General features: G+C 42.7%; 20 protein-coding genes. 18 read left to right on the top strand and 2 right to left on the bottom strand.

Going from position 1 to position 23,571, the window contains the following annotated elements:
• Positions 1-29: 29 nt before the first annotated feature.
• Entirely contained in the window at positions 30-395 is a 366-nt protein-coding gene (gene rbfA, locus NH399_RS12080) for a 30S ribosome-binding factor RbfA (protein ID WP_253040486.1), read from the top strand.
• A gap of 17 nt (positions 396-412) precedes the next feature.
• The gene (gene truB / locus NH399_RS12075; RefSeq protein WP_253040485.1) at positions 413-1,327 is read left to right on the top strand and encodes a tRNA pseudouridine(55) synthase TruB; all 915 of its coding nucleotides are present in this window, start codon (positions 413-415) and stop codon (positions 1,325-1,327) included.
• Between the two features lie 60 nt (positions 1,328-1,387).
• Here the strand turns inward: truB and NH399_RS12070 are convergent, their stop codons facing one another.
• Positions 1,388-1,831: a winged helix-turn-helix domain-containing protein gene (locus NH399_RS12070; protein WP_253040484.1), complete on the bottom strand. Its 444-nt coding sequence runs from the start codon at positions 1,829-1,831 to the stop codon at positions 1,388-1,390.
• A 1,154-nt stretch (positions 1,832-2,985) separates the two neighbouring features.
• On the opposite strand from NH399_RS12070, the gene NH399_RS12065 reads away from it, so the two are divergent.
• From NH399_RS12065 to NH399_RS12045, 5 genes are all read left to right on the top strand, one after another.
• A complete protein-coding gene (locus tag NH399_RS12065) occupies positions 2,986-5,781 on the top strand; it encodes a TonB-dependent siderophore receptor (protein WP_253040483.1) in 2,796 nt (931 codons plus the stop codon).
• Between the two features lie 125 nt (positions 5,782-5,906).
• Entirely contained in the window at positions 5,907-7,202 is a 1,296-nt protein-coding gene (locus NH399_RS12060; RefSeq protein ID WP_253040846.1) for a PP2C family protein-serine/threonine phosphatase, read from the top strand.
• Positions 7,203-7,489: 287 nt separating this feature from the next.
• The gene (gene rpsO / locus NH399_RS12055) at positions 7,490-7,759 is read left to right on the top strand and encodes a 30S ribosomal protein S15 (RefSeq protein WP_253040482.1); all 270 of its coding nucleotides are present in this window, start codon (positions 7,490-7,492) and stop codon (positions 7,757-7,759) included.
• Between the two features lie 111 nt (positions 7,760-7,870).
• On the top strand, positions 7,871-10,003 hold the full coding sequence (gene pnp / locus NH399_RS12050) for a polyribonucleotide nucleotidyltransferase (protein ID WP_253040481.1): 2,133 nt from the start codon (positions 7,871-7,873) through the stop codon (positions 10,001-10,003).
• A 56-nt stretch (positions 10,004-10,059) separates the two neighbouring features.
• Complete coding sequence (locus NH399_RS12045; protein ID WP_253040480.1) at positions 10,060-10,545, top strand: hypothetical protein; 486 nt, start codon at positions 10,060-10,062, stop codon at positions 10,543-10,545.
• A gap of 2 nt (positions 10,546-10,547) precedes the next feature.
• Here NH399_RS12045 and NH399_RS12040 read toward each other — a convergent pair whose 3' ends face one another.
• Positions 10,548-11,123 (bottom strand): ACP phosphodiesterase, encoded by a 576-nt coding sequence (locus NH399_RS12040; protein WP_253040479.1) that lies wholly within the window; start codon positions 11,121-11,123, stop codon positions 10,548-10,550.
• Between the two features lie 119 nt (positions 11,124-11,242).
• Between NH399_RS12040 and NH399_RS12035 the strand changes: the two genes are divergently transcribed.
• The 11 genes from NH399_RS12035 to NH399_RS11985 form a co-directional block, all read left to right on the top strand.
• Positions 11,243-11,551, top strand: coding sequence for a hypothetical protein (locus tag NH399_RS12035; protein WP_253040478.1), 309 nt, complete (start codon positions 11,243-11,245; stop codon positions 11,549-11,551).
• A 160-nt stretch (positions 11,552-11,711) separates the two neighbouring features.
• A complete protein-coding gene (gene miaB / locus NH399_RS12030) occupies positions 11,712-13,037 on the top strand; it encodes a tRNA (N6-isopentenyl adenosine(37)-C2)-methylthiotransferase MiaB (RefSeq protein WP_253040477.1) in 1,326 nt (441 codons plus the stop codon).
• 14 nt (positions 13,038-13,051) lie between these two features.
• Positions 13,052-14,053, top strand: a complete 1,002-nt coding sequence (locus NH399_RS12025; protein WP_253040476.1) for a PhoH family protein — start codon at positions 13,052-13,054, stop codon at positions 14,051-14,053.
• Positions 14,050-14,511 carry an rRNA maturation RNase YbeY gene (gene ybeY, locus NH399_RS12020; RefSeq protein WP_253040475.1) on the top strand — a complete coding sequence of 154 codons (462 nt, stop codon included), beginning with the start codon at positions 14,050-14,052 and terminating at the stop codon, positions 14,509-14,511. Before NH399_RS12025 ends, ybeY begins: the two co-directional genes overlap by 4 nt.
• 166 nt (positions 14,512-14,677) lie before the next feature.
• A complete protein-coding gene (locus NH399_RS12015; protein ID WP_253040474.1) occupies positions 14,678-15,559 on the top strand; it encodes an HlyC/CorC family transporter in 882 nt (293 codons plus the stop codon).
• A 129-nt stretch (positions 15,560-15,688) separates the two neighbouring features.
• The gene (gene lnt, locus NH399_RS12010; protein WP_253040473.1) at positions 15,689-17,227 is read left to right on the top strand and encodes an apolipoprotein N-acyltransferase; all 1,539 of its coding nucleotides are present in this window, start codon (positions 15,689-15,691) and stop codon (positions 17,225-17,227) included.
• A 216-nt stretch (positions 17,228-17,443) separates the two neighbouring features.
• Complete coding sequence (locus tag NH399_RS12005; RefSeq protein WP_253040472.1) at positions 17,444-20,353, top strand: TonB-dependent siderophore receptor; 2,910 nt, start codon at positions 17,444-17,446, stop codon at positions 20,351-20,353.
• Between the two features lie 78 nt (positions 20,354-20,431).
• Positions 20,432-21,082 carry a TIGR02466 family protein gene (locus tag NH399_RS12000; RefSeq protein WP_253040471.1) on the top strand — a complete coding sequence of 217 codons (651 nt, stop codon included), beginning with the start codon at positions 20,432-20,434 and terminating at the stop codon, positions 21,080-21,082.
• Between the two features lie 175 nt (positions 21,083-21,257).
• Positions 21,258-22,229, top strand: coding sequence for a hypothetical protein (locus NH399_RS11995; RefSeq protein ID WP_253040470.1), 972 nt, complete (start codon positions 21,258-21,260; stop codon positions 22,227-22,229).
• Between the two features lie 105 nt (positions 22,230-22,334).
• The gene (locus NH399_RS11990) at positions 22,335-22,619 is read left to right on the top strand and encodes a hypothetical protein (RefSeq protein ID WP_253040469.1); all 285 of its coding nucleotides are present in this window, start codon (positions 22,335-22,337) and stop codon (positions 22,617-22,619) included.
• 618 nt (positions 22,620-23,237) lie between these two features.
• Positions 23,238-23,571 (top strand): DUF4870 domain-containing protein (locus NH399_RS11985; protein ID WP_253040468.1); only part of this gene is annotated, 334 nt, incomplete at its 3' end.

The raw sequence follows: 23,571 nt of genomic DNA, 5'->3' as shown, positions 1-23,571 counted from the left end.
GTTCGAGTAACACTCTAAGTTTAGGTTTTATGGCTAGAGAGTTTAAAAGAACAGATCGCGTTTCTGAGCAGCTTCAAAGAGAGCTGGCTATTATTTTACAGCGCGAGATGAAAGATCCTCGTGTTGGTATGCCTACTGTCTCGGCAGTAGATATCACTAAGGATCTGCAACATGCTAAAGTTTATGTCTCGTTTCTTGGTATCGACAAAGAAGACGATGTTAAGACTGCGCTAGAGATATTGACTCAGGCAGAAGGTTTTATTCGTAGCACATTAGCTCAAAAAGTTAGAATGAGAGTCATGCCTCATCTACACTTCCAATACGATGCGTCAATTATTCGAGGTCAGGAGATGACTTCTTTGATTAATGAAGCTCGCTCCAAAGATACTGATTAATAAGCTAAGAGAATTTTATGGCACGTAGACGTTTTAGTGGCCGTCCGGTTAATGGCATTTTGTTGCTTGATAAACCGACCGGAGCGACTTCAAACCACGCTCTGCAAGAAGTAAAGCGGCTCTTTAATGCTGCAAAAGCAGGTCATACTGGCAGTCTTGATCCATTAGCATGCGGTATGTTGCCGATTTGTTTTGGCGAAGCGACCAAGTTTTCTCAGTTTTTATTGAACTCAGATAAAGCTTACCGAGTAACTGCTAAGCTTGGCGTTAAAACGACCACCGGTGATTCTGAGGGGGAGATTCGTGAAGAGCTTCCTGTTGATGTTTCTGAACAACAACTTCATGATGCGGTGATGTCTTTTCTGGGGGAGTCGATGCAAGTTCCCTCCATGTATTCAGCCCTGAAACATAAGGGACAACCGCTCTATAAACTTGCTCGTCAAGGCATTGAAGTTGAACGCGAGGCCCGTCCCATTCATCTCTATAACATAGAGATAGAAGATTTCTCTGCAGATAATTTCACTTTGTATGTTGAATGTAGCAAAGGGACTTACATTCGCAGCCTGGTTGAAGACATTGGAGAAAAGTTAGGTTGTGGTGCTCATGTTACCTATTTGTACCGCGACTGGGTTGCTGATTTTCAGCCAGACGCTATGGTATCACTAGAGTCTTTACGTGATATGAAGGAGCAAAAGCAGTTTGAAGAAATGGATGCTCTATTGCTTCCTATTGATGCTGCTTTGTGCGATTTGCCAGAGGTTACTCTAATTGATGCGGTTGCTGCTTATTTTCTACAAGGTCAAGCAGTGTCGGTTCCTGATGCGCCAAGTGAAGGTATGGTAAAGGTATTTAATTCTGATCGTGTTTTTCTTGGAGTGGCAGAACTTAATGCAGAAATGCAGCTGGCTCCTAAACGGTTAGTTAATCTTTGATTTAACTGGAAGCTTTGGCTTCCAGTTTTTTATCATCAGTTGGAGTTTATCTACCTATCGCTAAATTGCTTCATGCATGTAGAAAGAAGAGTTTGGCCACCAATTTGGAAGATCCGCATCCATTTTTACCGACAATTGATTTTCTTCCGTCGGTGCTTCTTTATTTTCTGTTCTGATTCTTAAGCGATAGCCCGTTTTGGGAATCGTATCAATTAATACGCCGCAGTCAGGATCCTTCTTCAACAGGTTTCTTAACATGCAAACTGCATGAGTTAATCCTTTTTCACCAATATAGTAGTTCCCATCCCAAATGTTGGAGATAAGCTCATCTCGGTTAATCAGTCGGTTTTGATTGATGACTAAATAATTCAGGAGCAGAAATAATTTATTTCTTAAGTGATGAGATTCATTGTTAATCAATAGTGTATGGGTGTCTCGGCAAAGAGCAAGCTTGCCTATCTTAACGGTTGAATCTTGATTTGTATTCGATGTCTTTTCGTACATCACCTGAACTCCTCCTAATGATAAAAAGTACTGCTTTAAAAGATGAAGCCTATAGCTTCGCTCTTTTTATTTATTTGCCAATCTGTTCATGTTTTTGCTTACTGCATTTCTCTGCACTTACGGTCTGCTTTTTATGTGCATCGATAATGGCTGAATAATAGTTTAAAAAATATTATATAAAAATAGCCAATTCGATTAACCGCTTGATTAAAGCGACCTATTGCTTATTCCTGTTCTTTTTAGCAAAAAAGTAAGATACAAATATTATTCATTTGTAATCAATTGTTGCTAGCAAAGCCCTTGTGAATAAGTATTTTTGTGCTACAAGTAAAGCACGGAGTGCGTTTCGTTATACCCTTGAAGTTGCTTGTCTCAACAGCGTTCTTGAAACGAATCGTATCTAGTGTGTAATGAACAGACTGCCTTTTTTTGATTGCTGTTCTATTAAGACGTGATAGAGATGAAAAGGGTTACAGGAATTTGAAAAATGTTGAAAAAAAGTGAAATAGTTTATTTTTTATCTCCGCAAATGCCTGAGTTTTCGAGAAATTTTGCTTATTAAACATAAGTAGGAAAAATTAAACGGATTTTCAACCTTGTCGAGATTGTACTCATCGTAGGTTATTTGTCTTAATAGCTGGGCCTTGTAAAAAAGGCACTTTCTGGTTATTACGGCCCTATGGACATAGGGCTCTTTTTTATTATTTCCTTATAAGTAGCTATTGTGACACAGGTCATGTTTTGAGATGGAAGCATTGGATTTGTCTATCTAATAGTTATGAAGCAGGTGTGTCTTTTGCATCTGACAGAAATGCTTATTTTATTAAGAAGTTAGAAGTGAAAATTATGGTTTTTATTGTTCTGGCTTTAACCTTAAATATTAGTTACATATAGGTAACAAAGTGTTTCTCTTGTTTATTAAAAATGTGAGCTTATCGAATTTTTATCCTTCAAATATTTAAATTTATTTAATTTAAAGTTATTCAAAAGAAATTAAATAATTATTCATTTACACCTCAATTGTATTTATTTCTTGAATCCTATTTTATGGATTCGTCTTGTTTATAAGGCAAACAATCGCCTCGACCAGACATTATAAAAATATAACAACAGTGTATTGGTTGAGCTGTGGAGCTATTCTTTGAGGAATAATCATGAATAACAAAAAGTATAATACTGTTGTGCATGCCGTTAGGAATGTACTACTACTAGGGTTGAGTTCGTCTTTAATGATGCCTGTTGCTTTTTCTGCGACTGAAGATGAAGAAAGTGGGAACGAAAAAATTGTTGTAACGGGTTCTAGACTTAAGCGTTCTGAAGCAGAAGGCCCATCACCCGTTGTCACTATCACTCGACAGGATATGGAAAACCAGGGATATGCAACATTGCAGGATGCAATGGATGCACTTGTTCAAAATACCGGTGGTTCTACTGATCAAAGTTTTACCTTTGGTTTTACACCAGGAGCTTCTTCTGTTGACCTAAGAGGTTTTGGTAATGGACGTTCATTGACGTTAATCGATGGAAAACGTCTACCTGTTTATCCTGTTGCCAATTCAGGAACCGATAACTTTGTTGATTTATCTGCGATCCCTGCCTCAATGATTGAGCGTGTAGAGATCTTAACCGATGGTGCTTCGGCTATTTACGGTTCAGATGCCGTTTCTGGTGTTATCAACATCATTACTCGTAAAGATTTTGAAGGTCTGGAGTTAGGTGTTCGTTTTGGTGATACATCTGATGGTGGCTACGAAAACAAACGTGTGTCAGTAGTCGCTGGTTCAACTAACGGTCAGACCTCAGTAAGTGTTATGGCTGAATTTACGGCAAATGACGAGTTAAAAGCGACCGATCGAGATTATGCTGCGACCGATATCGCTGATCCTAGAGGTGCTTACAGTTCTGGTGGTGCTAACTTCCAGGCAATTTCGGCTGATGCCGATGGCAACTTGTCTTCCGAAACTATTGCTTACCCTCTATGCGGCGATCCTAACGATGAGCTGGGCAGTCGTTTAGTTAATACGGGCGTTGCTGGTGATTTTTGTCGTTATGATCGTTCTCAGCATCGTCAGTTGTTCCCCGAAAACGATAAAAAAGCCATCATGGCACGAGTTGATCATGAGCTAACAGACGATATTAAAGTTTATGCTCGTGCAGGTTTTTCTAACTACAAGACTCGTACGAATCTTGAGCCCAACTACTACAATGCTTGGTGGGGTGGACAGCAGCCAGGCAATAACTTCTCTGTTGTGTCTCCTCCTGCTGTGAGTAATATATTGGCGGGTGTGAGTCAGGGCACTTTGCCTAATGGTTCTCTTGATTATGTATGGGGTATGGTTCCAGCGGGAGCTGCGAATAACCCAACCACTGGTACAGCCAATGAGCGTGATGGATTCTTCCGTCGTCGTTTATTTGAATTTGGTGATCGTTCTAGCTTAATTCAAAACGATGGTGTGAATGTTTTGATGGGTGCCGAAGGTACTTTCGGTAGCGGACAATACGATTGGACTACATCAGTCGGTTACAATCAGAGTCGTTTAACGATTCAACGTAAGAACATTATCAGTTCGGCATTTAACAATCTGGTAACCAATGGGTTGGATTTATTCCAGATCATTCCAGATTCTGTTGTTAATAGCGTTTCTTACATGTCGGTGCGTAACTCCGAATCTAACAATGTGATTGCTGACTTCCAGGTTTCTGGTGAACTCCCTTGGGAACTGTCTGGTGGCGCCGTTGGTTTTGCTGCGTTTGTTGACTACGAACGTCAATGGTTTTTTAATACTGCAGATCCTATCACCTTATCGGGAGACGCTTTTGATGGAAGCTCTGCTGGTAGCGGTGAGCGAGATCACATTGGTGTGGGCTTCGAGCTAGGGTTGCCGTTGACAGAAGCTTGGGAAATGAGTGTCGCATTACGTAATGACAGTTATAACGACGACTCTGATGTGGGAAGTGCGTTAAGTCCTCGTGTTGCTTTAACCTGGCGTCCGAATAGTGAAGTATTAGTTCGTTTCTCAGCGGGTGAAAGTTTCCGTGCACCAGATCTTCAACGGTTATTTGGTGCAACTACTAACGGATTTATTTCTGTAACGGATCCTAACTTCACCCCAGATCCTAATAATCCAGCTGAACCCATCCCTCGAACTGATGACAGCCAGCCAGTGTGGGTTGAGCAATCTGTTCCGACTCAAACTGGGTCTAATGTGGCTTTAGAGGAAGAAGAAGGTGAGAACTTCAACATCGGTGTTGTCTGGAGTGTTACTGACGATTTCTCGTTGACGGTAGATGCCTATAACATGCGCCTGGAAAATATTGTGTCTACACCAACCGCGCAGTTTATGGTTAATCAGTGTGATTCGACAGGCGTTCGCTTCTGTAACAATATTACGCGTAATCCTGCAGGTCGTTTATCTGGAATTGCAGCAGTTGCCCGTAATCTGTCATCGCAAGAAATCACCGGGGCTGACATCACAGCGCGTTATAAATTACCAGCAGAAAACCTTGGTGACTTCGCATTTAAATTTGAGTTAGCTTATGTTGATTCGTTCAAAACTCAATTTGATTCTTCTGCCCCTATTGTAGAAAACACCGGATTTGCCAGCATTCCTGACTTGCGAGCAAATGTAACTGTTGATTGGACCCGTGATGAATGGGGAGCAACGCTTAAGCATCAGTGGGTTGGTGATATGTGTGGTGTCAATGGTGGTGGCGCACCTGATGGTTCATGCTTATCTTCTGAGTTTATTGATCCCTATCAGCTGACCAATGTGAGCATTCGTCGGGATATGGGGAGCGCAGGCTTAATCAGTCTGGGCATCAATAACCTCTTTAACGAAGATCCAGCGGTTGACCCAACCAATAACCAATGGCCTTGGTTCTTTAATAACGGCGGATTCTCTAACCCTATCGGGCGTGAAGTGTCTGTGAGTTATACGGTTACTTTCTAGTAACTTTTAAGAATAAAGCCAGCATTATTGCTGGCTTTATTTTATTCTTCTCGGATTATCGTTGAATTCACTTTTAGTTCACTCTAGTATTCATCTATATCATTGACGGACTTCAATGTTTTGTGATGACAACTCAAGAGCTCTACGAACTGCTTTGCTATTCAAGCCAACCGGCTCAACAGTCGAGTTTAAGCCTTTTAAAAAACTTATTGTGTCGCTTAGGCGTCGAGGTTCCTTTTGCCTTGATGGCAGAAGTGGGTAATGATCATCAATTTGAGTTTAAAGGTATTGTTAATGGTGAAGAGATTGTTTTGGAGCGAGATTCTTTATTAGGTATATCAGAAGCCAATCGTCTTTTTGTGGTGCCAGAGTTATGTTTCGAAGCTCGCAAGTCTGAACCTAAGTTATTTGCTCGCAACTCATTCGCTAATGAGCGATTTTTTGAGCGTATCGGTTTTGCTGTTGACTATGTATTACCTATTCCTATTATTCTGGAAGGAAAGGCAAAGCATTGGTTGTTATTGCTCGTCAATGAGCCCGACTTTGTAGAGTCGCTTGACTATGTTCCGTTTGTTTCTATGTGCCATCTGTTTTTCGCGCAAGAGCAGCATCGCCTGTTCCGTCGACAGTATGACGAAATGAATCATTGGATTGGCAATGAACTGAGTTCTATGGCCAATATTCAGCAAGCCCTTCACCCTGATAAATTTGAACTGCCAGGCGTTGATTCCAGTGTTATTTTTCGAACCTTCAAGTATGTTGGCGGAGACTATTATGATCTGGTGGATCTGTCTCAATATTTAACGGAAGTTTATCCTGATTACGATGACCAATTATCAGCCTGGGGGCTGGTGATTGCTGATGTGTCCGGCCACGGACCCGGTGCTGCTATTGAAGCGGCCATGTTAGACGCTATTTTACGAACCTTTAAAGGGGATTTTGAGACCGCCCCCGCAGAAGTTATTAATTATTTAAATCAGCATTTCTTTACGCGTAAAAATCGCGGCAATATAGTGACTCTGTTTACGGCAAACTATGAACCTGTAACCCAGGTTCTGCGCTATGCGTCCGCTGGCCATCCTCCTGCCATTGTTCGTAAGAGTAACGGTGAGATTATTTTGTTGGACAAGTCTCAAGACATTCCTCTGGGAGTATTGCGAGAGTACCAGTGGGAAATTCTAGAAGTGACCTTTGAGCCGGGGGATTTATTATTGGCTTACACAGACGGTGTTATTGAATCGACAAGTCCTGCTGGAGAAGAATTCGGTATTGAGCGGGTGGTCGAGCTGGTTCGTCAACATAGCGGCAGTGCACAGTCCTTGCTAGAGAGCATTGATGGAACCCTTAATGAGTTCCTTGGCGGTAAGCGTATTAATGACGACCAGACTCTTATTGCGATTAAAAACACCTTGATGCCTTAATGGATATTCGTCACTTTGCAAATTTTGCGTGAGCTGGCTGCACGCACTTACCCCGCCAGTAGTGCTTTAACCCTTGGGAAATTGGCTTACTTGCCTCCTGCGTGCACTTTGAATCGATTATTTGGGCGAGTGTCTACTTTAATCTTTGCTAATTAGGGCATTTACTATGCATTTTGCTTGCTGCCTTAAGGGGAGTCGGGTAGAATTGCGCGGCTTATTTATAGCTCTGGCTGAATTAGTGATCGGCTAAGAGTGTAAGTAGTAACTCACTAACGGAGAAATGAAACATGTCTTTATCTGCTGAAGCAAAAGCAAGCATTGTCGCTGATCACGCACGTGGCGAAGGCGACACGGGTTCCCCAGAAGTTCAGGTAGCATTATTAACTGCTCAAATTAATCACCTTCAGGGACACTTCAAAAAGCACATCCATGACCACCATTCGCGTCGTGGCTTGTTGAGAATGGTTAGTCAGCGCCGTAAGCTGCTTGACTACCTCAAGCGAAAAGACTTAGAGCGCTATAGCAGCTTGATTCAGAAACTGGGTCTGCGTCGCTAATAACGCTAACGAAAAGGGGCCTTCATGGCCCCTTTTTGCTATTATTCCTATGCAAAAAAGAGAAATGTAAAAAAATATCGAAATTATGAATAAATCGATTAAGGAAACCTTGTGAATCCCATAAAGAGAAGCTTTGAATTTGGTGGCCGAACTGTCACCTTGGAGACGGGGGAGATTGCCCGTCAATCAACTGGTGCCGTATTAATTGATATGGAAGGCACTTCAGTTCTAGTCAGTGTAGTGGGTAAAAAAGATGTAAAAGAAGGCCAAGACTTCTTCCCCTTGACTGTGAACTATCAAGAAAAAACTTACGCAGCAGGTAAAATTCCAGGTGGCTTTATTAAGCGAGAAGGCCGCCCAAGTGACCGCGAAACTTTGATTGCGCGTCTGATTGACCGTCCTATTCGTCCATTATTCCCAGATCACTTCATGAACGAAGTGCAAGTTGTTGCAACCGTTGTATCTATTAACCCTGAAATTGAGCCCGATATTGTTGCCATGATTGGTACGTCGGCTGCATTAGCAATTTCTGGAATTCCATTCCATGGTCCTCTGGGCGCGGCTCGTGTTGGTTATAAAAACGGTGAATATATTTTAAACCCAACTCAGGCAGAACTGGCTGAGTCGGAGTTGGATTTGGTTGTTGCTGGTACAGAAAGCGCTGTACTGATGGTTGAATCAGAAGCAAAAGAGCTGTCTGAGTCTGTTATGTTGGGCGCGGTTATGTTTGGCCATGCTGAGTCACAGATTGCTATTAAAGCCATCCATGAGTTTGCCTCTGCAGTAGAAATCGACCACTGGGACTGGAAACCAGCAGAAGAAAATACTGAGCTAAAAGATAAAGTATTCTCTATGGCTGAAGCGGATGTTACTAGTGCTTATCAGATTGCCGACAAAATGCAGCGCTATGACCGTTTAGGTGAAATTCGTGAAGGCGTTGTTGCTGCTTTGGCGACAGAAGAAAGCGGAATTGACGCTGACGACGTGAAAGCCTTTTTCTCTAAGCTAGAAAAAAGTGTTGTTCGCTCGCGCATTGTTGCAGGTCAGCCTCGTATTGATGGTCGCGAAAGTGACATGGTTCGTGCTCTGTATATCAAAACAGGCATCTTGCCACGTACTCACGGCTCGGCGTTGTTTACTCGTGGCGAAACTCAGGCCTTAGTGGTTGCGACTTTAGGTACTGAGCGTGACGCGCAAATCGTTGACAGCCTATTAGGCGAGTCGAAGAATGCCTTCATGTTGCACTACAACTTCCCTCCTTACTGTGTTGGCGAAACTGGCTTTATGAGCGGCCCTAAGCGTCGTGAAATTGGTCACGGACGTTTGGCTAAGCGTGGTATGCAGGCCGTTGTCCCTTCTGCTGCAGACTTCCCTTATACATTACGTGTGGTTTCGGAGATCACTGAATCTAACGGTTCAAGCTCTATGGCCAGCGTATGTGGCACCAGCTTAGCGTTAATGGACGCGGGTGTGCCATTAAAAGCGCCTGTTGCCGGTATCGCGATGGGATTGGTAAAAGAAGGTGATAACTTTGTTGTTCTATCTGACATTCTGGGTGATGAAGATCACTTAGGCGATATGGACTTTAAGGTTGCGGGTACTGATGACGGTATCACTGCGTTGCAGATGGATATCAAAATTGAAGGCATTACCAAAGAAATCATGGAAGTGGCTTTACATCAGGCTCAATCTGGTCGCTTACACATTTTGAAAGTGATGAACGAAGCGATTCCAGCTCACCGTGATGACATCTCTGAGTTTGCACCACGCATTCTTACTATCAAAATCGATCCTGAGAAGATTGCAGAAGTTATTGGTAAGGGCGGTAGTGTTATTCGTTCTATTACCGAAGAAACTGGTGCGACCATTGAAATCGATGATGATGGAACAGTACGCATCGCTGCTGTTGAAAAGTCAGCCGGTGAAGGCGCACAACAGCGCATTAAAGATATCGTAGAAGACGTTGAAGAAGGCGCTATCTATGAAGGTCTAGTAACACGTATTGCAGACTTTGGTGCATTTGTGAATATTAAGCCAGGCAAAGATGGCTTGGTTCACATCTCTCAAATAGCTCACGAGCGTGTCAACAAAGTCACCGATCACTTGGCCATTGGCGACAAAGTGAAAGTTAAGGTACTTGAGATTGACCGTCAGGGACGTGTTCGATTAAGTATGAAAGTCTTAATCGATCCACCGGCTCAAGAGCCGGCACCTGCTGCTGAAAACGCAGGTTCAAACGAGTAAGACTTAAAAAGGCAGCGTAAGCTGCCTTTTTTTCGCCCCTTTAGTTGAGAGTTTTTATGCGTATATTGATCATCATCATAAGTTTGTGTTTTGTGTCATTGTCTTGGGCACAATGTGATAAAGCTGCATTCAAACAGTTTGATTTTTGGCTGGGAGAGTGGACGGTCTATCAAAAAGATGGAAAGGTGGCTGGCACCAACACGATTACCAAACAAATGGGTAACTGTGTGGTTCATGAAAGCTATTCTGCTACCAGCGGTTATCATGGGCAAAGTTTTAATATTTATGATGCCAGCCGCAAGCTTTGGCACCAAACCTGGGTTGATAACGGTGGGCGCCTGTTGGTGTTGGAAGGTCGCTGGAAAGGAAATACCATGGAATTATCAGGAGAGCAGGTGGATGCCAAAGGAAAAAAAGAATTGCATCGTATTCGTTGGAAGCCGAAAAAGAATGGAGATGTGCATCAAATTTGGGAAATGAGCCGCGACAAAGGCACCCATTGGACCAGTGTGTTTTACGGTGTTTATCAGAAGAAAAAATAACCTTACGGCAAGTTCTCAAAGTGGCTTTGAGTATCTTGCCAAACGTCACTGAATACTTCCTCATAAGATTCAATAGAAGAAACCAGTGTGGTTGTGACTGCGATCAAAGGCTCTGGATCTTTAAAGCGCTGAGCCAGCCGATGGGCTGTGTTTAAAATGCTTTCGGGTGTTTGGTAGCGAACAAAGAGCTGCCTGCTGATCAGGTAATCCATAAATGCTTGTTGTGAGTTGGGAATGTATTGCCAATGCATACGTAATAGCTGGCTGATATCCTGTTGGAAATCCTCCAGACTGATATCTTCTTGAGCGTCCCAGTTGAGCGCTAACCAATGGTCAAAAGCGAGATCAATGGCAATACCCGAGAATCGCCTGACACCTTGAGGAAAGCCTTGGCGGATAGCAGCAATACGCGGATGGTGATCAAAGTAATTGTCGGTTTGTCGGTGCATGGTGACTCCGGCCGTGAGTGAGCTTGGCCAGGCCTCGGGCAATCTTCCTCTTACATGATCGGCGATGAGATTGCCAATAGTCATTAAAGGGTCGGGCGGTGACAGGCGCGCATGAGCTAAGTAGTTCAATCGGTTTCCTTTGAGTACTCGGTAGCAATTCTAAACGTGATATTTGGAATTCTTTCATTATACCTCTATGCTTAAAATTGCAATGACTTTGATAAATCACATGAGGATTAAACACGTTTATGGCCAGCTGGACCAAAAAACCTCTATTAGAGCTTTTGCGCAAGCTTAATGATGTGCCTTTTACTGACGAACGAGAAGGTCGCCAGTTAACCATTCTCATGGCTGGACTATCGGATTTAAATCGTCAGATGATGCAGCGAGCAGCGCAGGGAGCACGTAAGCAGATTAGCGAAACTCAGACTTACGACGATGATACAGTCGAAGAGGCTGCGCCAGCACAAGAAGCCGTCGAGATAGAGGATTTTGAGGCTTTTGACGAAGAACTGGAAATGATCGAGCAAACACTCATTCGCTCGATAGGAGATTAAAACACCACGTATTGGATGTTGTTGCAACGGATTGAGCTTATTTTAACCTGGATGAGTCTCAGGCTTTAATTTTTCGCATTTTTAAACTGGTGAACGCAATTTAACCGATGGTATAATGGTCGGCTTTGTTAAGTCGTCTTAATTTTATTAGCGCGGAAGTATGACCAAAAAGCTATATATCAAAACCTGGGGTTGTCAGATGAACGAGTATGATTCGTCTCGTATGGCTGACTTACTGAATGACTCACATGAGTATGAAGTTACCGATAATCCCGATGATGCGGATGTTCTTCTGCTAAATACCTGTTCTATTAGAGAAAAAGCACAAGAGAAGGTGTTTTCTCAGTTAGGACAGTGGAAAAACATGAAGAAAGATAACCCCGATCTGATGATTGGTGTCGGTGGTTGTGTTGCGAGTCAGGAAGGCGACTCAATTCGCCGTCGTGCGCCTTTTGTTGATATGGTCTTTGGTCCTCAGACACTGCACCGCCTGCCAGATATGATCGACAGTGTGAAGACTGATCATAATCCGGTTATCGATATTTCATTCCCTGAAATAGAAAAGTTTGATCGCTTACCTGAACCTCGAGCAGAAGGTCCGACCGCTTTCGTGTCTATTATGGAAGGTTGTAGCAAATACTGTACTTTCTGTGTGGTTCCTTATACTCGTGGCGAAGAGGTGAGCCGTCCGTTTGATGACGTGATTGCCGAAGTTGCCGAGCTAGCGGACCAGGGCGTTCGAGAAATTAATCTGCTTGGGCAGAACGTGAATGCTTACCGTGGTGAAACTCATGATGGACGTTTGGCTGATCTGGCAGAGCTGATTACCTATGTTGCGGCGGTAGACGGTATTGATCGGATTCGTTTTACCACGTCTCACCCGGTTGAGTTCTCTGATAGCCTCATTGAAGTTTATCGTGATGTACCTGAGCTGGTTAGTCATCTGCATTTACCTGTTCAAAGTGGTTCTGATAGCATTCTTGCGGCTATGAAACGTGGCCACACGGCGGCGGAGTATCTTGAGAAAATCAATCGATTGAAAGAGATCCGACCGGATATTTGCCTGTCTTCAGACTTTATTATTGGGTTTCCAGGAGAGACTGATGAAGACTTTGAAGCCACAATGGATTTGATTGCTGAAGTGGGCTATGACTACAGCTTCAGCTTTATATACAGTGCAAGACCTGGAACACCTGCCTCTGATTTAGAGGATGATACAGACATGAAGGTGAAAAAAGAGCGTCTTCAGTTGGTACAACAACGCATTAATCAGCAGACGATGGAAATCAGCCGCCGCATGGTGGGGACACGTCAGCGTTTATTAGTTGAAGGGCCAAGCAAGAAAGACATTATGCAGCTCAGTGGACGAACAGAAAACAATCGAGTCGTTAATTTTACTGGTTCTCATAAATTAATTGGGCAATTTGCAGATGTTATGATCACAGAAGCATTACCCAATTCGTTGAGAGCAGAATTGATTCAATAAAAAGAGGTTTTTCTTTGGGACAACTTAGTTCTTTGGATTTTTCATTGGAGCCAGCCGATAATGAGAGGCTGGCAAACCTTTGTGGTTATCTGGATGAAAATTTTCGCTTAATAGAGCGACGTTTAGGGATAGAAGTCAGTAATCGTGGCAACAGCTTTCACCTTATCGGAGAACCTGAAAATATTCGGGTTGGTCGCGAGGTGTTAGAGAGCCTGTATCTTGATACTCAAAACGGCCAGGCATTAAAGCTCCAATCGATTCATCTATTGTTGCAAGAGCAATGTCAGCAACTCACTGTGGCTGCTGAAAGTCATGGCCAGCAGGAAGTTTCTATTGCTACCCGCCGTGGAAAGATCCGCCCTCGGGGTGCTAATCAGACTAAGTATCTCGAATATATATTGAGTCATGATATCAGTTTTGGGATCGGACCTGCGGGGACGGGTAAGACCTATCTTGCCGTTGCCTGTGCGGTGGATGCGCTTGAGCGGCAAGAAGTGCGTCGTATTATTTTGACACGACCTGCGGTAGAAGCCGGTGAGCGGCTGGGCTTCTTACCCGGTGATATGGCTCAGAAAGTGGATCCTTATCTTCGACCTTTATATGACGCTTTATACGAAATGTTAGGGTTTGAAAAAGTGGCCAAGTTGATGGAGCGTAATGTTATCGAAGTGGCTCCTTTGGCTTATATGCGTGGGCGAACATTAAATGAGGCTTTTATCATTCTGGATGAAAGTCAGAATACGACAGCCGAGCAGATGAAGATGCTGCTGACTCGTATCGGTTTTAATTCGCGCGCTGTAATTACAGGCGACATTACCCAGATTGATTTACCAAGAGGCAAGGATTCTGGTCTGAGACAAGCGATTCAGGTACTCAAAGGTGTAAAAGACATTAGCTTTACCTTTTTTCAGTCGACGGATGTTGTTCGTCACCCTGTTGTACAAAAGGTGGTGCAGGCCTACGAGCGTTTTGATAATCGACCTCACGATGCCAATGGAAGTCGTGACGAGTCATGAATATCCTTATCGATGTTCAAAACGACAGTGATTTAGAAATACCGCCTGAAGCTGATTTTATTAAATGGATTCAGGCTGCGCTGACGTTGATTGATTATGCTGAGGATGAGGCAGAGATTGCACTGCGTTGTGTCTCGACAGAAGAAAGTCAGCAGTTTAATGCGCAGTATCGCGGTAAAGATAAACCGACTAATGTGCTGTCGTTTCCTGCCGATATTCCTGATTTTATTCCATCCAATTTGCTCGGTGATCTGATTATTTGCTCGCAAGTGGTTGCTCAAGAAGCTGATGAGCAACAAAAAACACCCGAGGCGCACTGGGCTCACATGGTGGTTCATGGCACTTTGCATTTGCTCGGTTATGATCATATTGAGGAGCAAGAAGCCGAAGAGATGGAATCTATTGAAACGAAAATTTTGCAAAAGCTGGGTTTTAACGATCCCTATCACATTGAATGATATGAGCTTTTGGCACAATTGTTGTTAGCTATTTACCCTTGAGTAATAGTGTAAAGCACATGTCTGACTTAGCAGCAATGAATACTAATCATTCGTAATAGCCAAATAAAAACTGGTTTGTTACACTGACTTTGACTCATTAATTTTAGAGGCCATAGAAAATCTGATGAACGACGAAAAACCTCCCTCGAGGACCTGGTTAGAAAGATTGGGACTATTATTTCAGGCTGAACCCAAGGATAGAGCCGATATTCTGGAAATTCTCAAAACCGCAGAGCAAAACTCTCTCATTAATAGTGAAGTTCTCACCATGCTAGAAGGCGTGCTGCAAGTATCCGAAATGCAAGTTCGAGATATTATGTTGCCGCGCTCGCAAATGGTTGTTATTGAACAACAAATGCCGCTTTTAGATATTTTAAAGACGGTGATAGAGTCGGCTCACTCACGCTTCCCTGTTATCGGCGATAATCGCGATGATGTGGAAGGGGTTTTGTTAGCTAAAGACTTACTACCAGTACTTTTGGAGAAGGTCGAGTCAAAAGACTTTCAATCGCGTTTTGATTTAAAAGATATTCTTCGACCGTCAGTCATTGTGCCCGAGAGTAAGCGCCTTGACGTGTTGTTAAAAGAGTTTCGAGTGAATCGAAACCACATGGCGATTGTTGTGGATGAATATGGTGGCGTCGCTGGTCTAGTTACCATCGAAGACGTGCTTGAACAGATCGTTGGTGAAATTGAAGACGAATTTGATATTGACGATGAAGACGATCTGATTAAAAAGCACAGCGAAACGGAGTTTATGCTGAAAGCACAAACGCCTATCGATGAGTTTAATGAATACTTTAATGCTCAGTTGAGTGACGAAGAGTTTGACACCATCGGTGGGCTCATTATGCAAGCTTTAGGGCACATGCCTGCGCGCGGAGAAGTTGTTGAGCTAGAGCACTACAAGTTTACCGTGACTGCAGCGGATACTCGTCGAGTTAAACTACTCAAACTTAACTTATTAAATCGCACGCCTGAGTTAGAGCAGGTTGCTAATCAATAATTGTTAGTCTCTTTAGTTTGTTATCATAAAGCCGATTCGCAGAAATGTTAGAGTCGGTTTTTTTATGCCTATTTGTGAGTTATAAAACCCGCGAACAAAAGTAAAAATAACAAAGGTAATTATTATTCTATGTCTATCCAACAGACGATAGCTGCTAAACCGTTTGGTATTCAGCTTGTTGTAGCTTTTATGAGTGGCGCAATATATGTGCTGGGTTTGGCTCCTGTTAACTTCTGGCCTGCCATTTTTTTCTCAATCATCACTCTGTATCTTTTGTTATTTAACAAATCGCCAAAAGAAAGCTTTTGGCTTGCTTATTGCTATGGTGTGGGTTTTTTTGGCGCAGGCGTCAGCTGGGTGCATGTCAGTATTCATGAGTTTGGCCACGCGCCTTTGACTTTGAGTATTTTGTTAACCTTCCTATTTGTCTTTTTTTTAGGGCTGTTTAAAGGAGCGGTTGGTTGGTTAAGTGCGCGTATTAGCCATCGCTTTGGTCAAGTGAATGGGGTGCTGTCATTCGCTGTCATCTGGATTGTATTTGATTGGTTTCAGGCGTCATTTCTTACTGGATTTCCGTGGCTTTTTGCGGGATATGGATTTGTTGGCACCTGGTGGGATGGTTGGGCAAAAATATTAGGAGTTTATGGTCTTTCTTTCGTGATCGTTTTTCAGTCCGTTATGGTTGCCTGGTTAATACTGCACCCGCTCAAAAGGCATATGGTGATAGCGATAAGTTTGATGGTGGGTGGATTAGTTATTGCTGGTGGCGCTGATCATTATGGTCATACTGGACTGAGCGCTAGTAAAACAGCATCAATTGCTTTGGTGCAGCCCAACATTCCACAGCAAGAGAAGTGGAAACGTGAGAACTTGATGCGCTTCATTCAGCGTTATGATTCTATGACTCAGCCTTACTGGCAGAGTGATTTAATTGTATGGCCTGAAGCCGCCATTCCAGCGGTAAAGCATCGAGTAGAGGCTTGGCTTGAACGTTGGGATCAAGCTGCTGAGCAGCATCAGTCAAATTTACTTCTGGGTATTCCTGTCGTCGATCTTGAATCGAAAAAAATATACGCCTCAATGCTGGCATTGGGCCACCAGGAAGCACGCTATGATAAGCAACATCTTGTTCCCTTTGGTGAGTTTGTGCCTTTAGAGCAGTGGTTAAGAGGTATTATTGAGTTTCTTGATATGCCCATGTCGTCATTTACTCCCGGTTCAACAGAGCAAAAAGCGATCCAGATTAATAATTGGGCTGTACTGCCTGCTATTTGTTATGAGATTGCGTATTCCGGCTTATTGCAGGGTTTTTCAAAAGATCTTAATAATCAACTATTTCCAATCATTGTGACCATCAGTAATGATGCTTGGTTTGGTCGTTCATGGGGGCCTCATCAGCATCTTCAGATAGCTCAGATGCGAGCGCTGGAAAACGGAATTCCTTTATTACGTTCAACCAATACGGGGATTACCGTTGTTGTTGATCATCAAGGAACGATTGTTCATCGAATTGAGGCATTTAAGCAAGGTGTTTTGAGCGCAGAGGTTAATTTTACGTTTGCACAAACTTTGTACTCAAAATACGGTTTTTCTTTGCTACTAGTTGCTTTTATTACGTTTGTTTTATTGTTGTATTTTCCTTTGGCTCGCGGGCTCAAAATTCAATAAAAATTCGGTGTTTTAAAGCTATTTATAAGTTTTTTAAAGTTTATTAATAATTGTTTCTGGATGTTAAAAAAAGCGTTGACCTTTGAAATAGAAAATGGTTAGTATCGTGACTGATTTATAAAAGGCCAAAGGCCAATAATGCTTTTCCAGGTCAATTTGTGAGCATAACACAGAAGCCTGAGAGAAGAATAAACGTAATAACCAGGGAGAAAGAAATTGAGTACTCTTAATAGCAATCCAGTTGCTAAAGCTGTGCGCTACGCGTTGATCGCAGGTGCAGCTACTGTAGCAATGCCTGCTGTTTTCGCAGAAAGCGAAGACGGTGCGGAAGAAAACAAAGTTCAAATCACCGGTTCTCGTATCAAGCGTACTGACGTAGAAACTGCATCACCTATCACCGTTATCTCTCGTGAAGACCTAGACATTTCTGGTGACACTTCTATCGCTGATGCTTTACGTCAAATGACGTTCAACAGCTTCGGTTCGTATCGTGACCGTTCTGGTAGCGGTAACGGTGCTACTGGTAACGCACTTGTGAGCCTTCGTGGTTTAGGTGCTAACCGTACCCTAGTATTATTAGATGGCCGCCGTATTTCTGGTTCTCCATCTTTCGGTGGTTCTTCTCAAAACCTTAACTTAATCCCATTTGCTGCTGTAGAGCGTGTTGAAGTATTACGTGACGGTGCTTCTGCGGTATACGGTTCTGACGCAATTGCGGGTGTAATCAACATCATCTTGCGTAAAGACTTCGACGGCGTTCAGTTAATTGCTGGTGCTAACCGTCCTACTGAGTCTGGTGCTGACGAAGACACTATGTCTTTCACTATGGGTGTTGCTTCAGACAAAGGTAGCTTAACGTTCAGTTGGGAACACTATGATCGTGAAATGTTGTTCAACACTGACCGTACTTTCACTGCTAACGGTTTCAGCTCATTTGGTTTCCCTGGCACTTACAGAGCGTCTTCTAATGCTTTAGATGCGAATGGTGGTTTGGTGCAGGTTAGAGACCCTGAGACTGGTAATTTCCAATATTTGGATGCTAATGGTAACTTAACTGATGTCAACACTGGAACACCTGCTTATCATGATATTACCTTATCATTTGCTGACTCACGGTGTCCTGCGACTTTAGGTTCTTCGGCTGAATACCCCAATTCGTTTGTTGGTCAGTCTGGATTCTTTGGTGGCGAGGCGTGTTTGTTTAACTATGCTGCGACTTCTGCTCACTCAGCTGCTGTAAAACGCGACTCCGTATTCATTGATGGTGACTATGAAATCAATGAAGATATTTCTTTATTCAACCGTACTATCGTTTCTCGCGTAAAGAGTTTTGGTCGCTACGCACCTGCTCCTCGTGTTGGCGGTACTCCTTTCTTACCTACTATGGCAGCGAATAACCCAAATAATCCTCTGCTCAATAATCCTAATGTCAATGGTCCTGCATATGGATACAGTCAGAACGATGATGGTCTATGGATATTTGGTCCTATTGATGGGGTAAGCGTTAATTATGCCCCTGCGAATCCTGGCGGTTTCAGTCTTGATATCGGCTATCGTAATGTTCCTGGTGGAACTCGTGACTCTAACGTAACTGATGATAATATCTCTCAGGTTATTGGTGTTCAGGGTACCACTGATAGTTTCGATTGGGAGTTAGCGATGACTTACAATCGCGCTGTTAACTTGGACTTAGGTTCTGGTTACGGTTTCTCTACTCTATTACAAAACGCTATCGATGATGGCTCTTTTGATATCTTTGGCGTGAATGGTGTTACTGATGCGAGTGTCGCTCAGTCTTTCGGTCACATGACGGTATTCCGTAGTGAAGTTAAAAGTCACGGTGCTGACGGTAACATCACTTTTGATATTGCTGACACAGACGCGGGTACAATCGCTGCGTTAGTTGGTTTCGAGTACGAAGATGTTGTATTTGAGCAGGTTAATGACCCTCAGTCTAACTCTGGTAACGTATTCGGTACTTCTGGTGGTGATAATGTTGTTGGTTTCCGTGAGCGTTTCTCTCTATTCTCAGAAGCTATCATCCCTGTTACCGACGTACTAGAACTATCTGCCGCTTTACGTTGGGATAAGTACGAAGATTTCGGTACAACGGTTAACCCAAAAATTGGTGCAGCTTATCGTCCTGCTGATGGCCTGTTGATTCGTGCTAGCTACGGTGAAGGTTTCCGTGCCCCTGATATGACTGAGTTATATGGTAGCCAATCTCAAAGCTTTGACGATGCAGTTGATAGTTCTCGTTGTATTGCTGCTCAAGTTGTTGATTCAAATGGTGAGCTCCTTGCTGGCGGAAGAGATACTACTGGTGATGGGCAGCCTGATGAGTTTTTTGATGGTGACGACGATGGTACTCCAGACACTTTGATTTGTCGTACTACTCAGTACCAAACATTTAGTGGTGGTAACCCAGATCTAGATGCAGAAGAATCTGAGTCTATGAGTTTTGGTGTTGTATGGCAGCCAATGGAAGACTTAAGCTTGTCTTTCGATTACTACGACATTGAGTTCACAAACCAGGTTGCGACTCTTACTGCACAGCGTATGTTTAACCGTGAGCAGTTAGGTCAGTCTCACACAGTTGTTCGTGACGGCTCAGGGGCTCAAACGGTTACTCGTACTAACCAGCAAAACTTGTCTGGTGTAATGACTAACGGTTTCGACTTCGACGTTGCTTATAACATGTCTACTGAGTTTGGTGCTTACAAGTTCTCAGGTCAGTTCACTAAAGTTCTTAACTTTGAGCAAGAAGTTGCTCCAGGTGACGGTTTTGAGAACCTTGAAGGTCAGGTTACTGCTGCAAACGGTGCTCGACCTGATTTCCGTTACACTCTAGGTGCTCAGTGGAGTCTAGGTGATATGGGTGCTAGCTTATTCATGCGTTACATTGATGAAGCTCAAGACGGCACTAACACTCTGGATAGCTGGAGAACATTTGACATCCAGTTCACTTATAACACTCCTTGGGACGGTCAAATCGCAGTTGGTGCGACTAACCTGACTAACGAAGAACCTCCACAGAGTGCTACTTTTGGTCATCCTTTCTATGACTCAGAAGTACATGACATCTTCGGACGTGTTCCTTACGTTCGATACACTCAAAACTTCTAAGTTTTTGAGTTAGGTTAAAAAAGGCTCCGCAAGGGGCCTTTTTTTTCATTTAATAGACTGTCAGTAGTAGGTTTATATATGAAAACCCTTGACCACTTTTCTGTGCCTTTGACGACTTTTCGATGGGAGCAGGCAGAACAGCTAAACCCTAAGCTTGCCAAGCTTTTTATTGAATGCAGTAACGATGAAAGTCGTTACAAAAACGAAACAATGCGAAGTACACAAAATAACGGCGTATTTGAAAGTAAGTTTGATCTGTTTTATTGGAATGAACCGAGTGTGCAGCAGTTATTTCAATTTTGTCACAAGGCCCTCGCTTCTGTCGTAGTACAATATAATGGCTATTCTGCTGAGCAGTTAAACAAGATAGAGTTTTTTTATCACTCCTGGTTTCATGTGACTAAAACAGGAGGTTTTCAGGGAAATCATAATCATCCTATGGCATCCTGGTCCGGCATTTATTGCATAAAGACAGGAACTGATGCTGACACTGAGGCATTCAGCGGTAAAGTTCGATTTCATGATCCGCGCATGGGGGCCGATATGTATCAGGACCCATCCAATGAAAACCTACAGGGAAAATTCGGTTTAGGTGGTGTGGAGTACGGGCATAAAAATGGTCAGCTTGTGATCTTTCCATCTTATCTGAGACATGAAGTATTTGCTCACATGGGTAAGGAAGAACGTATCGTCGTTGCTTTTAACTCATGGTCTCGTTGGCGCTCTTGATATATCCGTCGCCTTTCAAGATACAGCAGTATTGGCTGCGCGCACTCACCCTAATCACTTAGTGTATCTAAGCTCAGGGGATTTGCTTGCTGGCGCCTACCTGCAACTTGAAATGTTTTGGTTATAGTGTTCTTTTTGAAATTAAGTAATTTGTTTGGATTCTTGGAATTTTGTTATGACGAACTTTGATTCTGCCTGGAGTGACTTTTGGTCCGAAGGCAACCTATCCTCCCTTAATACGACTTTTGATGACGGCTATGATGGCAGTATCAAACAAATGTGGAATGATAGTTTTGTTAAGCTGGATGATAACGCCAGGCTGCTTGACTTATGCAGTGGCAATGGATCGATATTAAAGCTCGCTATTGAGTTTTGCCAGACAAATGAGAAAAGTTTGGAGCTGAATGGTATCGAAGCGGCAAAAGTATCAGAGTCAACAATTCAGGAGTTAAAAGAAAGTCACCAGGGTATTTTCAACTTTTATTCAGAAACAAAAGTAGAAAAGTTTGTTTCTGAAAAGCAATACTCCTTAGTTACCAGTCAGTATGGTATTGAATATACCGATTGGAGTGAGACGTTGCCTCTTGTTGCTAATTTACTTAAGCAGGATGGTGAGGCCGCTTTTTTCATTCATACCGACTCATCGATTGTTTATAACATTGCGCAAGATGAGCTGGTTCAGTTTGAAAAAATAATGAGTTTAAAGTTTTTTGTTGCTCTCAAGAAGCTTGTTCGAGAAATGGGTGATTTAACAAGGCCTGAAGACGTAGAAAAACTAAAGCAGTCGAAGAAAGCTGATAAGTATCGAAATGATGTGAACGAGATTCTGGCTCAGTTACAGGAGCTGGCTGGCGCTTATCAAAATGCGAACATCATCTACAACTGCTTTGAGCTGGTTAATGCCATTATGAAAGACAAGAAGCAGGAATCCGCCAAAGATAAAGAAGTATTCATAAAAAAGACTCAACAGCAGCTAGAGCATAATGCGCAAAGATTACAGAATATGGTGGACTCAACACTGACACGTATGCAGCGAGAAGAGTTTATCAATATGGCTAAAAGTGCTGGGTTGGAGCTTACGTTTAGTCAGGATGTATTGGAGAAGGGCTTTGTTGTCGGTCATCAACTCAAATTCAATAAATCTTAAGCTTTTAATCAATTCTTGTAACCATTCTTTTGGATACTAATATCTCCGATTTTATGCAATGCTTTATGAGCACAATTAATAATAAATCGGATAGAAGGGGACATTATGAGAAAGTTATCAGTATTAGTTGGAATGTGTTGTGTTTTAATGGTTGGATGTTCGACGACTCAGGGCACCAAGGATGCATTAGACGCTAAAGATGCGAAGCAGCAGGTTGCTAAAAAATCCTATAAAGATAAGCTGGTTTGTGAAAAGACCGCAAAAGTGGGAACGCGTATGAAGTCACGTCGTTGTATCACAAAAGAGCAAGCGGCTGCAGAAAGAGAAAATGCTAGAAAAGCGGCTGAGCATATTTCGCGTAAAATCAATATTCCATCGAAAAACAATTAATCACTTTAAAAAGCCTGCTTGTCTTATGACAAGCAGGCTTTTTTCTTAGTCAACTCCAGGGTCTTGCCCGTTTGATTTCCAGGTGGCCTCGACTGCCATCTTCTAGTGAGTTATCTTAAACTCAATATCCATAGCAAAGTCTGCATTTCCATTATATAAAGTATTGTAGTGTGATTGAGTTTTCTGCATTGCCACTCTGAGTTGAACCACCTCAGCGTTTGTTAGTACATTGCCTGTTGCAACAGGTTTTTCATATACCGTTGCAACAATAGAGCGACGAATAAATTGTTGATTCCACCAAGCTTGCCCTGATTAGTTGTAATAGAGTTGCGAATCTCTCCTTTTCTTTAAATAACGGCTATTTAGGTTATGCTAGCAAAATTAGTTTTTTTGATTGATAAAGAGGATAGTTACAGCAAAGGAATACAAGACTATTGCTATCATTATAAACCGATTGGTTGAGTTGAAGCTCGATTGAGTTGGAGAAGGTCAAGAATACGTAAAAGTCTGGTTATTACTTGGGTTGTTCCGCTTAGCTTGTTATAGTACCTCTGGATAATAATACAATTAACAGTACGACTGAGCTTTCGGGTCGTAGGATACTGGGGAGGTTTCTCAATGGATAATGACAATCAAGTAACCGATAGTGTTGGCGCTCTGTCAAAAGAAGAAAAAGACTTTGCAATGTTTTGCCACCTGAGTGCATTTGCTGGTTTACTAATTCCCTTTGGCAGCATTGTTGGCCCTTTGGTTTTGTGGCTAATGAAGCGCGAACAATCTGAATACATTAATTATCATGGTATGGAAGCGCTTAACTTTAATATTACTATGGGGATTGCAGGGCTGGTTTGTGTTCTGCTTATGTTTGTGTTTGTTGGCATTATACTCATGTTTGTATTAGGTATTGTTTGGTTAGTGCTGATTATTATGGCTGCCGTAAAAACGAATGACG

It is taken from the genome of Pleionea sp. CnH1-48 (assembly GCF_024124665.1).
Lineage (GTDB): Bacteria > Pseudomonadota > Gammaproteobacteria > Enterobacterales > Kangiellaceae > JAMXSB01.
The sequence above is the reverse complement of the archived record's forward strand: the minus strand, read 5'-3'. Positions and strand labels throughout refer to the sequence as shown.